This is a genomic window from Paenibacillus lentimorbus NRRL B-30488 (assembly GCF_000411595.1).
Taxonomy (GTDB): domain Bacteria; phylum Bacillota; class Bacilli; order Bacillales; family Bacillaceae; genus Bacillus; species Bacillus velezensis.
In genome coordinates this window covers 1-13756 of the sequence record NZ_ANAT01000010.1, presented here as the reverse complement: position 1 = coordinate 13756, position 13756 = coordinate 1, and the positions used below count along the sequence as shown (strand labels likewise).

The 13756-nt window shown below is 46.2% G+C and carries 10 protein-coding genes and 3 pseudogenes; 9 read left to right on the top strand and 4 right to left on the bottom strand.

Going from position 1 to position 13756, the window contains the following annotated elements; all coding sequences use genetic code 11:
• Nucleotide 1: 1 nt before the first annotated feature.
• Together D368_RS06370 and sipT are read left to right on the top strand one after the other, a co-directional pair.
• Complete coding sequence (locus D368_RS06370) at nucleotides 2-1906, top strand: PTS fructose transporter subunit IIABC (RefSeq protein WP_003154570.1); 1905 nt, start codon at nucleotides 2-4, stop codon at nucleotides 1904-1906.
• A gap of 130 nt (nucleotides 1907-2036) precedes the next feature.
• Nucleotides 2037-2618 carry a signal peptidase I sipT gene (sipT, locus tag D368_RS06365; RefSeq protein WP_003154568.1) on the top strand — a complete coding sequence of 194 codons (582 nt, stop codon included), beginning with the start codon at nucleotides 2037-2039 and terminating at the stop codon, nucleotides 2616-2618.
• Nucleotides 2619-2655: 37 nt separating this feature from the next.
• Here sipT and D368_RS06360 read toward each other — a convergent pair whose 3' ends face one another.
• The gene (locus tag D368_RS06360) at nucleotides 2656-2925 is read right to left on the bottom strand and encodes a hypothetical protein (RefSeq protein ID WP_021493749.1); all 270 of its coding nucleotides are present in this window, start codon (nucleotides 2923-2925) and stop codon (nucleotides 2656-2658) included.
• Between the two features lie 162 nt (nucleotides 2926-3087).
• Here D368_RS06360 and D368_RS06355 point away from each other — a divergent pair, with 162 nt between their 5' ends.
• Complete coding sequence (locus tag D368_RS06355; RefSeq protein ID WP_003154562.1) at nucleotides 3088-4707, top strand: ABC-F family ATP-binding cassette domain-containing protein; 1620 nt, start codon at nucleotides 3088-3090, stop codon at nucleotides 4705-4707.
• Nucleotides 4708-4819: 112 nt separating this feature from the next.
• Nucleotides 4820-5740 (top strand): ketopantoate reductase family protein, encoded by a 921-nt coding sequence (locus tag D368_RS06350; protein WP_128574650.1) that lies wholly within the window; start codon nucleotides 4820-4822, stop codon nucleotides 5738-5740.
• A 16-nt stretch (nucleotides 5741-5756) separates the two neighbouring features.
• On the opposite strand, the gene D368_RS06345 is transcribed toward D368_RS06350, so the two are convergent.
• The 3 genes from D368_RS06345 to mreBH form a co-directional block, all read right to left on the bottom strand.
• A complete protein-coding gene (locus D368_RS06345) occupies nucleotides 5757-6989 on the bottom strand; it encodes an aminopeptidase (protein ID WP_128574649.1) in 1233 nt (410 codons plus the stop codon).
• Nucleotides 6990-7089: 100 nt separating this feature from the next.
• On the bottom strand, nucleotides 7090-7224 hold the full coding sequence (locus D368_RS06340; protein WP_003154559.1) for a protein YkpC: 135 nt from the start codon (nucleotides 7222-7224) through the stop codon (nucleotides 7090-7092).
• Between the two features lie 71 nt (nucleotides 7225-7295).
• Complete coding sequence (mreBH, locus tag D368_RS06335) at nucleotides 7296-8303, bottom strand: cell shape-determining protein MreBH (RefSeq protein ID WP_003154558.1); 1008 nt, start codon at nucleotides 8301-8303, stop codon at nucleotides 7296-7298.
• A gap of 268 nt (nucleotides 8304-8571) precedes the next feature.
• Between mreBH and abhA the strand changes: the two genes are divergently transcribed.
• From abhA to ade, 5 genes and pseudogenes are all read left to right on the top strand, one after another.
• Nucleotides 8572-8856: a transcriptional regulator AbhA gene (gene abhA / locus D368_RS06325; protein WP_024085249.1), complete on the top strand. Its 285-nt coding sequence runs from the start codon at nucleotides 8572-8574 to the stop codon at nucleotides 8854-8856.
• Nucleotides 8857-9028: 172 nt separating this feature from the next.
• Nucleotides 9029-10332, top strand: a pseudogene (locus tag D368_RS06320) (ATP-binding protein).
• Nucleotide 10333: 1 nt separating this feature from the next.
• Entirely contained in the window at nucleotides 10334-11161 is an 828-nt protein-coding gene (locus D368_RS06315) for a gamma-glutamylcyclotransferase (protein ID WP_128574648.1), read from the top strand.
• Between the two features lie 40 nt (nucleotides 11162-11201).
• Nucleotides 11202-11866: pseudogene (ktrC, locus tag D368_RS06310) on the top strand (Ktr system potassium transporter KtrC).
• 147 nt (nucleotides 11867-12013) lie between these two features.
• Nucleotides 12014-13746 (top strand): annotated as a pseudogene (gene ade, locus D368_RS06305) (adenine deaminase).
• Nucleotides 13747-13756 lie beyond the last annotated feature (10 nt).

Below are 13756 nucleotides of genomic sequence, written 5' to 3'. Positions count from 1 at the left end.
AGTGAAGATAACTGAGCTGTTAACAAGAGATACAATTCATCTCAATATAGAAAGCAAAGAGAAAGAAAACGTTATCGATGAAATGGTGACAGTGCTTGACAAAGCCGGCAGATTAAATGACAGAGAGGCTTACAAAGCAGCCATTTTAAATCGTGAAAGCCAAAGCTCGACGGGAATCGGCGAAGGCATTGCCATTCCTCATGCGAAGACGGCGAGCGTCATTAACCCGGCCATCGCATTCGGCCGTTCAAAAGATGGTGTGGATTATGAATCATTAGACGGTCAGCCGGCACACCTGGTCTTTATGATTGCGGCAACCGAAGGAGCGAATAATACGCATCTTGAAGCATTATCAAGACTTTCAACGCTCCTTATGCGTGAGGAAATCCGCAAACAGCTTCTTGAAGCTGAATCAGAAGATGCGATCATTGACATCATCAATCAGCATGACAAAGATGACGATGAGGAAGAAGAAGAGCAGGAAGAACAGGCAGCGCCGTCAGGAAAAGGCAAAATCCTTGCGGTTACGGCATGCCCGACAGGTATCGCCCATACGTTCATGGCAGCTGACGCACTGAAGGAAAAAGCGAAAGAGCTCGGCGTTGACATTAAAGTCGAGACAAACGGCTCAAGCGGTATTAAACATAAGCTGACGGCTCAAGAAATTGAAGACGCACCTGCGATTATCGTAGCGGCTGATAAACAGGTTGAAATGGAGCGCTTTAAAGGCAAACATGTTCTTCAAGTGCCTGTAACGGCCGGTATCAGACGTCCACAGGAACTGATTGAAAAAGCCGTTAACCAAGATGCGCCGATTTACGAGGGCAGCGGGGGAGGATCTTCCGCTTCAAATGAAGACGGTCCGAAACAGAAATCAGGCACAAGCATCGGAAGTACTTTCTATAAACACTTAATGAGCGGTGTCAGCAACATGCTGCCATTTGTCGTCGGCGGCGGAATTCTCGTTGCGATTTCATTCTTCTGGGGAATTCATTCAGCTGATCCGAAAGACCCGACATACAACACGTTTGCTGCAGCACTGAACTTTATCGGTGACGGTAATGCGTTAAAGCTGATTGTTGCAGTTCTTGCCGGATTCATCGCAATGAGTATTGCGGACCGTCCGGGATTTGCGCCGGGTATGGTCGGCGGATTTATGGCTACGCAGGCGAATGCCGGATTCTTGGGCGGACTGATTGCCGGATTCTTAGCCGGTTATGTCGTAGTCCTTTTGAAAAAGCTGTTTGTCTTTATTCCTCAGACTCTTGACGGATTAAAACCTGTATTGATTTATCCGCTGCTTGGTATTTTTATCACCGGTGTCCTGATGCAGTTTGTCATTAACACACCTGTAGCAGCGTTTATGAATTTCTTAACAAATTGGCTTGAAAGCCTTGGAACTGGAAACCTTGTCTTAATGGGGATTATTTTAGGCGGTATGATGGCTATCGACATGGGCGGCCCGCTCAATAAAGCGGCGTTCACTTTCGGTATCGCGATGATCGACGCCGGAAACTATGCGCCGCATGCGGCCATCATGGCGGGCGGAATGGCTCCGCCGCTTGGAATCGCACTGGCGACAACATTCTTTAAACACAAATTCTCTAAACGTGACCGTGAAGCCGGTATTACATGCTACTTCATGGGAGCAGCTTTCGTTACAGAAGGCGCCATCCCGTTTGCAGCGGCTGATCCGCTTCGCGTCATCCCTGCAGCCGTTGTCGGTTCTGCGGTAGCGGGCGGACTGACAGAGTTTTTCCGGGTAACGCTTCCTGCACCGCACGGAGGAATATTCGTTGCATTCATTACGAACCATCCGCTGCTTTACTTAATGAGCATCGTGATCGGAGCGATTGTAACGGCGGTTATCTTGGGAATCATCAAAAAACCGGTAGTAGAGAAATAAGCGAAAAGCGTCCTTTACGGGCGCTTTTTTCAATCATATGCACATAGAAGCGTTATGTATTTTGTGATGAGTTGTGATAAAGTAAAGATGGTACATGAACCGAAACAGTGATCGTCTAGGAGGAACCACGTTGACTGAAGAACAAAAACCTACTTCTGAAAAATCGGTAAAAAGAAAATCCAACACGTATTGGGAATGGGGAAAGGCCATCATTATAGCGGTTGCACTTGCGCTGTTAATCCGCCATTTCCTGTTTGAACCGTACTTAGTGGAAGGATCATCAATGTACCCGACATTACATGACGGTGAAAGACTGTTTGTCAACAAAAGCGTCAATTATATCGGAGAAATCGAGCGGGGGGACATCGTCATTATTAACGGCGATACGTCGAAAGTCCATTATGTAAAGCGGCTCATCGGAAAACCTGGAGAAACGGTGGAAATGAAAAATGACACGCTTTATATAAACGGCAAAAAAATCGCAGAACCGTACCTCGCGAGCAATAAAAAAGAAGCGAAAAAACTGGGAGTCAACCTGACGGGAGATTTCGGCCCCGTAAAGGTTCCGAAAGGCAAATACTTCGTCATGGGCGACAATCGGCTGAATTCAATGGACAGCCGGAACGGCCTCGGCTTAATAGCCGAAAACCGGATCGTCGGCACCTCGAAGTTTGTGTTCTTCCCGTTTCATGATATGCGTCAGACAAAATAAAAACGCCGCGCTGCCCGATTCGGACAGCAGGCGTTTTTTATTTGGCAAACGAGGCCGCGACGGCGATGAACAATACCGTGGCCAGCACTGATCCGACAATGGCCAGAACGCTGAAAAAAAGATTCACCTGCTTCTTCTCTTTGCCGCGTTTTTCAAGCATCCGTTTTGAAAAGAGATGCGAAAACGTATAAATGAGGGCGATTCCGACGTACAAGCCGATGTCACGTGCCGTAAAGCCTGTGACGGCCAGAAAAACCCCGGTGAAGAAAATCATAAGACAGTATTCTGTGAGTGTTAAAAGCTTCAACTTGTTCCTCCGTGATGAATATGTATATATATCTATTGTATCACAGCGCTCCGGGTTTGACGCCTGCATCTTTTCAAACCCGTATATTCGCAGGGAAACATTTCTCTTCCCCTTTATTCATGGTATACTTTTAATGATGATAGACACGATGGAGGATTCTAAATGATTGCTGTAAATAATGTGAGCTTGCGTTTTGCGGATCGCAAGTTATTTGAAGATGTCAATATTAAATTTACGCCGGGCAACTGCTACGGATTAATAGGCGCAAACGGTGCCGGAAAATCAACATTTTTGAAAATTTTATCCGGTGAGCTGGAGCCGCAGACCGGCGATGTCCATATGAGTCCGGGCGAACGTCTTGCCATTCTGAAGCAGAACCACTTTGAATATGAAGACTGTGAAGTGCTGAAAGTCGTCATTATGGGACATAAACGTTTATACGAAGTCATGCAGGAAAAAGACGCGATTTATATGAAGCCTGATTTTTCAGATGAAGACGGCATCCGTGCCGCTGAACTTGAAGGAGAGTTTGCGGAATTAAACGGATGGGAAGCTGAAAGTGAAGCCGCTATTTTGTTAAAGGGGCTGGGCATCTCTGAAGACCTGCATACGAAGAAAATGGCCGACTTAGGCGGTTCAGAAAAGGTGAAAGTGCTTTTGGCCCAGGCGCTGTTCGGCAAGCCGGACGTTCTGCTGCTTGATGAACCGACCAACCACTTGGATCTGAAAGCGATTCAGTGGCTGGAAGAGTTTTTAATCAACTTTGAGAACACAGTCATCGTCGTATCCCATGACCGTCACTTTTTAAATAAAGTGTGCACGCACATCGCCGATCTTGATTTTAATAAAATTCAAGTGTACGTCGGCAACTATGATTTCTGGTATGAATCAAGCCAGCTTGCTTTAAAGCTTTCTCAGGAAGCCAACAAGAAAAAAGAAGAGCAGATTAAACAGCTTCAGGAGTTCGTGGCCAGATTCAGCGCCAACGCCTCTAAATCAAAGCAGGCGACATCAAGAAAGAAACTCCTTGATAAAATCACGCTTGATGATATTAAACCGTCATCACGCCGTTATCCTTATGTCAATTTCACGCCGGAACGCGAGATCGGAAATGACGTGCTGCGGGTTGAAGGCTTAACAAAAACGATTGACGGGGTTAAGGTGCTTGATAACGTCAGCTTTATTATGAACAGAGAAGACAAAATTGCATTTACGGGCCGCAACGAACTTGCCGTTACGACATTGTTTAAAATCATTTCCGGGGAAATGGAAGCAGACAGCGGCACATTTAAATGGGGCGTGACCACTTCTCAGGCGTACTTCCCTAAAGACAACAGCGAATATTTTGACGGCAGCGATGCGAACCTTGTCGACTGGCTCCGCCAATACTCGCCGCATGACCAAAGCGAAAGCTTTCTGCGCGGTTTCTTAGGACGCATGCTGTTCTCAGGAGAAGAAGTCAACAAAAAATCAAACGTCCTTTCCGGAGGAGAAAAAGTACGCTGCATGCTTTCAAAAGCGATGCTTTCCGGTGCGAATATCTTAATTCTGGATGAACCGACAAACCACTTAGATTTGGAATCCATTACGGCGCTTAACAACGGCTTAATCAGCTTTAAAGGCGCTATGCTGTTTTCATCTCATGACCATCAGTTTGTACAGACAATTGCCAACCGCATCATTGAATTAACGCCTAAAGGCATTGTTGATAAACAAATGTCTTATGACGAATTTCTTGAAAACGCGGATGTGCAGAAAAAGCTTGAAGAGCTATACGCGTAATAAAGAAGCAGGGGAGACTCTGCTTTTTTATTTATGAAAAAAGTTTTCAATCTTCTGACTTCCCGTTACAATAAAGGAATACATAAATTGAAAAGAGACGGAGGAATGCATCATGAAGTTTTTAGTTGTCGGAGCTGGGGGAGTGGGCGGATATATCGGCGCGCGACTTGCAGAAAAGGGAAATGACGTTACGTTTCTCGTCCGTCAGAAGCGGGCGGAACAATTAAAAGAGACGGGATTGACCGTCAAAAGTGCAAATGGTGATGTTTCAATCAAGCCGAAAATAATCATGGCGGGCGAAGATGGAGAGTTTGACGCCGTTATCATCGCATCAAAAGCGTATTCTTTGCAGGACGTCATTGGGGATGTCAAACCGTTTGTCAAACCTTCGTCGGTCATTATTCCTTTTTTAAACGGATACAGGCACTATAACCAGCTGTTTGAAGCTTTTTCAAAACGGCAGGTGCTGGGCGGCCTCTGCTTTATTGAGAGCGCCCTTAACGACAAAGGGGACATTCTTCATACGAGCGCTGCCCACCGCTTCATTTTCGGTGAATGGAGCGGGGAACGCACGGAACGTATAAATGAGCTGGAAAAAGCGTTTGCGGGTGTGAAAGCGGATGTCATCATCAGTCGGGAGATTGAAAAGGACATTTGGAAAAAATATATGTTTATTGCCGCGCAGGCGGGAGTGACCACTCTGTTTCAACAGCCGGTCGGACCGATTTTAGAAACAGAAGGCGGCCGCAGCACGGCAAAGCGCCTCTTTGCCGAAATCGGAGCCATTTTCAAGGCTGCCGGCATCCCGAAAGATCCTGGTCTGGAAGAAGAGAGTTATCGCACATTGACAAGCATGTCTTACCGTATGAAATCGTCGATGCTGAGAGATATGGAAAAGGGCAGGGTGACGGAAGGTGATCATTTACACGGCTTTTTGCTTGAGAAAGCGAAAGGCTTGTCAATTGATACACCTGTTTTGGAAACCGTCTGCGCCAACTTGCAAATGTATGAAGCGAAAAAAAAGGAGGCCTGATCGCCTCCTTTTTTTATTAAAATGCCCAGTTTCCGTTTCTGAAGATCGGTTCTCTTTTCCCGTCCGCGGTAATACCGTCGATATTCATGTCTTTGGAACCGACCATAAAATCTACGTGTGTAATGCTTTCATTTAAGCCCTCTTTAACAAGCTCTTCCCGTGTCATTTGTTTGCCGCCCTCAATATTAAAGGCATACGCACTGCCGATCGCCAAGTGGTTAGAGGCGTTTTCATCGTACAGTGTGTTGTAAAATAAAATATTTGATTGTGAAATCGGTGAATCGTAAGGCACTAAGGCCACTTCACCGAGATAGTGTGAGCCTTTATCGGTTTCGACGATGCCTTTTAAAATCTCCTCGCCTTTTTCAGCTTTCACATCGACAATGCGGCCGTTTTCAAAGGTAAGAGTGAAGTTATCAATAATGTTGCCGCCGTAGCTCAGCGGTTTCGTGCTGGAAACCGTGCCGTTCACCCCGTCACGCTGCGGAAGGGTGAAAACCTCTTCTGTCGGCATGTTGGCCATGAATTCGTGACCGCTTTCATTCACGCTTCCCGCGCCTGCCCATACATGTTTTTTCGGCAGTTCAATGGTTAAGTCTGTTCCTTCAGCCTGATAATGCAGGGCGCTGTAATGTTTTTTGTTCAGGTGTTCCACTTTTTCATGAAGATTTTGATCATGTTTTTTCCATGCTTCCACAGGGTTTTCTTCATTTACGCGGGTCGTTTTGAAAATTTCTTCCCATAAAAGCTGAACGGCTGTTTCTTCCGGCTGATCCGGGAACACTTTTTTCGCCCAGCCTGTTGAAGCAGCTCCGATCACCGTCCAGCTGACCTTATCTGATTGAATATATTGTCTGTATGTATGCAATGCTTTTCCGGCGGCTTTTTGGAACGCTGCAATCCGTTTGCCGTCAGTGCCTTTTAACAGGTCGGGGTCGGATGAGACGACAGAAATAAACGCAGCCCCTTTTTTCGCGAGCTCTTCTTTTCCTTTTGCTTCCCATTCAGGATACTCTTCAAACGCTTCAAAAGGTGCCATCTCGTATTTTAATCTGGACAGTTCATCGTCCTGCCAATTTACGGTGACGTTTTTTGCGCCTTTTTCATAAGAATGTTTGGCAAGCAGTCTGACAAGTTCCCGGACATCAGTTGAGGCATTGATTACGACATGCTGTCCTTTTTGGACATTGACGCCGACTTCTACCGCCAGCTGAGCATATGTATTTAACTTTTCAGTAAACGAACTCATCGTTCATTCCTCCTCATCGGTTTTTCTCATCATATCAAATATCGCCTCGTAAAGGAAAGAAAGGAGCACAAACGAAAAAGACACAGCTTTTGCTGCGTCTTTACGGGTGATTCAGTTTTACGGCGCCGCCGGCCGGAGAATGGGGCATATTGGCCAGTGAAATGCTCATGCCCCCCAAAATAATTCCGCTTAAAATGACGGCTACTGCTACGCGTCTTCCCACATCTCTAAGCATATGCTTCCTCCTTAATGTTTCTCCAGTTCTCACAATATGAGCCGGCCGGAGAAAAAAGAAGCACAATCTTATTATTTAATCGCTTTTTGCAGCTTGTCGATGACGTCTAATGAACGCCCAGTGCCGATAGCCACTGATTCAAGCGGATTTGCCGCCAAATGAACGGGAACGACGATTTCATCTGTCAGCCATTCTTTCATCCCGTTTAAAAGGGAGCCTCCGCCGGTTAACACGACGCCGCGGTCAACGATATCACCGCTGAGCTCCGGCGGACAATCTTCAAGCGTCGCTCTGATCGCTTCAAGAATATGCAGGAGCGACTCACGCATCGCGTGCTGAATTTCATTAGACTGCAGTCTGATTGTCTTCGGCAGACCGGTTACAAGGTCACGCCCGCGGATTTCCATCGTTTCCGGCACATGTTCGATCAATGCAAATCCGATTTCCATTTTCACTTGTTCTGCCGTGCGTTCCCCGATCAGCAGGTTGTATTTTTTTCTGACGAACGAGGCGATATCTTCATCAAGCTGGTCGCCGCCGATTCTGATCGAATGGCAGGATACGACTCCACCGAATGAGATGATGGCGACTTCAGTCGTACCGCCGCCGATATCTACGACGACGTTTGCGACCGGCTCGTCAACAGGGAGGTCGGCCCCGATTGCAGCGGCTACGGGTTCTTCAATCAAGTGAACGTTTTTCGCTCCGCAGTTTTTGACAGCGTCACTGATGGCGCGGCGTTCAACGGCTGTTGAGCCTGAAGGCGTGCAGACGACGACATTCGGTTTGCGGAAGGTCATTCCGATTTTTTTTCCGGCTTTTTTCATAATGTGTTTTAATAAGTCAGTTGTCATATCATAATCAGCAATGACACCGTCTTTCATCGGCCGTACGGCGACGATTTTCCCCGGCGTCTTTCCGATCATGCTTTTGGCATCCGTTCCGATGGCAAGCACCGCTTTCGTTGTTGTATCTACAGCGACAACGGATGGCTCATTTAAAATAATTCCTTTATTTTTACTGTAAACAAGTATATTAGCGGTTCCTAAGTCGATTCCGATCTCAGTTGATTGAAACATGTTTTCACCCAATCCCTATCCTGATTTAATTGATTCTACATTTAAAGTTTCTGAGAAAAACCACGATTTTTGGGGGTTTCCGCCGGGAATGAAATGTTTTTGTAAAAAAGGAGGGAAAGTCTGTATCCCGTATTTCAAAAGGCTTTTTTCTGTAAAAAACATTCATTTCCGGATGCTGAGAAACTTTTGCTCCGTTCCTTTCGTCTACGTTTATGAAGGATTTTCCTTGGACATAAAGAAGAGACATTAAAGGAAGTAGGGGATTTCTATGAAATCAATTGGTGTAGTAAGAAAAGTAGACGAACTCGGGCGTATTGTCATGCCGATTGAATTGCGAAGAGCATTGGATATCGCTATTAAAGATAGTATTGAATTTTTCGTTGACGGAGACAAAATTGTCTTAAAAAAATACAAGCCGCACGGCATTTGCTTAATGACCGGGGAAATTACCTCCGAAAATCAGGAGTACGGCAACGGCAAAATTATTTTAAGTCCTGAAGGAGCGAAAATGCTGCTTGAGGAAATCGAAGAAGCGTTAAAAGATAGATCATAATCAGCAAAAAGGGCGGGGCATCATTCCGTCCTTTTATTATGAACTTGTGCAAAAACTCACGGGAAAAGTAAGCGAACCTGCTCAATTAATTGGGAATAGTTATCATTTTTTAGTCAATAATGCAGTCAACAATGTTACAATATATGTAGAAATGTTAGCGGCAGGTGGGACTATGGGAAAATATCAAGCGCGTATCATTTCCTTAATCTTGGCAATGATTTTTATTATGTTTTGGGATTATTTATTTTATATGATTGAACGGAATCCGATTAACTGGCCCGTTGACATCACCTTTACCGCCGTCACATTAATCAGCGTCTGGCTGCTGGCTTATTATGTGGACAATAAAAAGCAGCTGCTGGCGGAGCTGAAGGACAGCGAGCAGAAAGCAAAGGCGCTTTCAGATGAGAAAAACCGGATCATGGACAATTTGCAGGAAATCGTTTTTCAGACGGATTCACAAGGGAATATTACATATTTGAATCAGGCCTGGACGACGATTACGGGCCACTCCATCAGCGAATGTATGGGCACGATGTATAATGATTATTTTATAAAAGAAAACATATCATTGATTATATTATCTCCCAAATCAAGCAGCAGTCCCCGTCAGGAATGTTTACGGCCAAATATATTAAAAGAGACGGCACGATTTTTTGGGGGGAAGTCCATTATAAGCTGTATTATGACCGCAGACAGAAATTTGTCGGGAGCCTGGGGACGATGTCTGATATCAGTGAACGGAAAAAAGCGGTCGACGAGCTTCTGGAAACGAACGAACGCCTTGCCATGCAATCTCAAAAGCTGGCCATTGCCGGAGAGCTTGCGGCAGGAATCGCCCATGAAGTAAGAAATCCTTTAACGTCAGTCAGCGGCTTTCTCCAGCTGATGAAAGCCCAGTATCCGGAAAGAACGGATTATTTCGATATTATTTTTTCGGAGATTAAAAGGATTGATCTCGTGCTGGGGGAGCTGCTTCTGCTCGCCAAGCCGCAGACCGTGACGTTTACCGCTCATCATCTCAACCATATTTTAAGGCAGGTGGCGACGCTTCTTGACACGAACGCGGTGCTGTCGAACACTGTGATTGAGAAGGATTTCAGGCAGACTGAGTCCTGTATGGTTAACGGTGACGAAAACCAGCTGAAACAGGTATTTATCAATATTATTAAAAATGCGATTGAAGCGATGCCTGACGGCGGGAATATTCATATTTATACAGAACGGGATGAAGAATACGCGGTGATCAGCATACAGGATGAAGGAAACGGCATGTCGAAAGAAAAGCTTGAAAACATCGGGAAACCGTTTTTCTCAACAAAAGATCAGGGAACGGGTCTCGGGCTTCCGATTTGTTTACGAATTCTGAAGGAGCATAATGGTAAACTTAACATTAAGAGCAAAAATGGAGAAGGCAGTACGTTTCAGGTGATTCTGCCGTTAGAAGCGGCTGCTGTCCAAAAGGAGGAAAAATAACTTGCTTCTTTTTGTATACGGTTTGTTACGAAAGCGTGAAGAAAACCATGAACTGCTGAAAGGTGCTCTGTGTGTGTGCGAGCAGGCCGCGATAAACGGTGTGCTGTACGAAACGGATAAAGGTCAGCCTGCGGCGTCTTTAGTAGAAACAGCTTTTGTGTACGGGGAATTGTATGAAACAGATCATCAGATGATCCGTAAGCTGGATATGTATTATGCTGATTTTGACCGGAAAGAGGTTGCCGTGACGACGGATGCCGGGAATAAAACCGCCTTCGCATATGTCGTAAAGCCCGACCAGTGTGCCTCATTCAGCCGTATCAAAAGCGGAGACTGGAAAGAATACCGTTTTATGAAACGGGAGGATGACAGTCCGGTTTATTATTTCGCTTACGGCTCCTGTATGGACAATGCCCGGTTTAAACAGGCGGGGGTCGACCACTTCTTTGCCGAGCCGGTCGGAGGGGCGGTTGTTGAAGGGTATTCGACGAGATTCACGTTAAGGCGTCCTGACGGTTCCAGAGCCGATCTTGTTGAAGACGGGGGACGAACTGAAGGCGTGCTGTACAAGCTCCCGTTTGAAGCGGCAACCTATCTGTACAAAAGAGAAGGTGTTGATAACCACACATACCGTCCCGCATTCATAGAAGTGTGTGCCGGCGGCCGTGTATACAGAGGCGTCCTGACGTTTCTGGTTCTTGATAAAGCTAAGGAAATTGCGCCTCCGGGTCACTATCAGGAAGAAATCGAACGCGGAGCGGACCTGTATTTATCACCCGCCTTTTCAGAAAAGCTCAAACGCTATATGAATTCATTGCCGAAAATGTGATACTATTCCTATTAGAGATATTGTTTAAAGGAGTACTGTTATGAGAAAAGAGTTTGCCGTTATCGGTCTCGGACGCTTCGGCGGAAGTATCTGCAAAGCATTAAGTGAAGAAGGCCTTGAGGTCATGGCGATGGATATTGATGAAGATAAAGTAAATGAATACGCCAAAATCGCATCACACGCGGTCATCGGCGATTCAACCGATGAATCGGTGCTGAAAAACTTAGGGCTGCGCAACTTTGACCACGTCATTGTGGCAATCGGCGAAAATATACAGGCGAGCATTTTAACGACGCTGATTTTAAAGGAACTCGGTGTGAACACGATCACGGTTAAAGCGCAGAACGATTATCATGAGAAAGTGCTTGCGAAAATCGGGGCCGATCACATCGTCCACCCTGAACGTGACATGGCAAAACGCATCGCCCACAACATCGTATCAAATAATGTGCTTGATTATTTGGAGCTGTCCGACGAACACAGCATTGTGGAGATCGTGGCCAACAGCAGGCTTGCGGGCAACACACTGCTTGATCTGGACATCCGGGCGAAGTACGGCATTAATATCGTGGCGATCAAGAGAGAAAAAGAAGTGATCGTATCTCCGCTGGCGACTGAAATGATCCAAAAAGAAGATATTCTCATCGTTATCGGCTCTCTTACGGACATTTCCCGATTTGAAAAAGAGTGCTTCACACAAAGTGAAAAGCCGTCCGTAAAAGGACGGTCTTTTATTATGTCAGAATAGAAAGACATTTATCGTGTAAGCGGTATATTCTGCAATTTTTATTGACTATGATCAGGCGATCCGATAGCATATTGTACCATATAAAGAAAAGAGGAGGCCTCATTTTGAACAAAGAAACACTGGCTGAACGGCTGAATGCATCAGCCGGCAGACAAAAAGCCGATACCGTCATTAAAAACGGAAAATCATGGATGTATTTAACCAGGAATGGATTTCTGCAGATATCGCCATTACGGGCGGAGTGATCGTCGGGCTGGGCGAATATGAAGGGGAAGAAGTCATTGATGCAGAAGGCCAAATGATCGTTCCGGGCTTTATTGACGGACATGTTCATATCGAGTCCTCTATGGTTACTCCGATTGAATTTGCTAAAGCCGTCCTCCCACATGGGGTGACTACTGTCATTACTGATCCTCACGAAATTGCGAACGTTTCCGGAGCAAAAGGCATTTCATTTATGATAGAGCAGGCAAAAAAGGCGCCGCTGAACATCCGTTTCATGCTTCCTTCCTGTGTTCCCGCCGCCAGCTTTGAACGCTCGGGAGCCGTATTAAAAGCCGAGGATTTAAAGCCTTTTTATCAGGAGAAAGAGGTGCTCGGACTTGCGGAAGTAATGGATTATGTGTCTGTTGCGGAAGGTGAAGAGGATATGCTTCAGAAACTGCTTGATGCCAAGCGTCACGGAAAACGGATCGACGGGCATTTAGCCGGACTGTCTTCAGATATCATCAATATATACAGAACCGCACTGGTGTCGAATGATCATGAAGTGACGACAAAAGAAGAAGCGCTGGACAGAATCAGACGGGGAATGTATGTCATGCTGCGCGAAGGATCGGTGGCGAAAAATACGCTCAATGTGCTGCCGGCGGTGAATGAAAAAAACGCGCGGCGCTTTTTCTTTTGCACGGATGATAAGCATGTAGATGATCTGCTTTCAGAAGGAAGTGTGAACCACCAAGTCAAAATGGCGATAAAGGCGGGACTTGATCCATTCCTTGCGTATCAGCTCGCCAGTTTAAATGCGGCTGAGTGCTACGGCCTTGAAACAAAAGGGGCAGTAGCACCGGGTTTTGACGCAGATCTGCTGTTCATTTCAGATGTGCGGGAGGCTGCCGTCACGAAGACCATGGTCGCCGGCCGGACCGTTGCCGAGAACGGACGCACGGTTTATGAACAGTCTGCCGGTTCCTATTCGCCGGACCAGGCGCTGTTGGATACAGTGCGGCTGAAAGCGCCGCTGACTGAATCTGATTTTTATATGCCGATTCATGAGGGCAGGAAAATGAAAGTAATCGAAATGATACCGAATCATTTGGAGACGAGAAAAAAAGAAGTGCCTGCACCGTCTGCTGACGCGTTTCGTTCTGATACAGATAATGATTTATTAAAAATCGCCGTCGCAGAGCGGCACAGCGGCGAAAAAATGATAGGACTCGGGATTGTACAAGGGTTCGGGTTAAAAGAAGGCGCCATCGCCACAACCATTTCTCACGATTCCCATAATATCATCGCCGTCGGTACAAACGATGCCGATTTGGCAAAAGCAATCAACAGGCTCCGTGACACCGGGGGCGGATTAACAGCCGTGAAAAACGGAGAATTGCTTCACTCCGTTCCGCTTCCGATCGCCGGGCTTTTGTCTGATAAGTCGGCGGAATGGGTCAATGACAGCTTGGGCGTGCTTCATGAAAAGCTTCCTCTGCTCGGATTCACCGGTGATTTCAATCCGTTTCTCACCTTATCGTTTTTAGCCCTTCCGGTGATTCCGGATATTAAAATGACGGCGGCCGGTCTGTTTGATGTCAAAGCCTTTCAGCATATTCCGCTGCAATAAAAAAAACTGC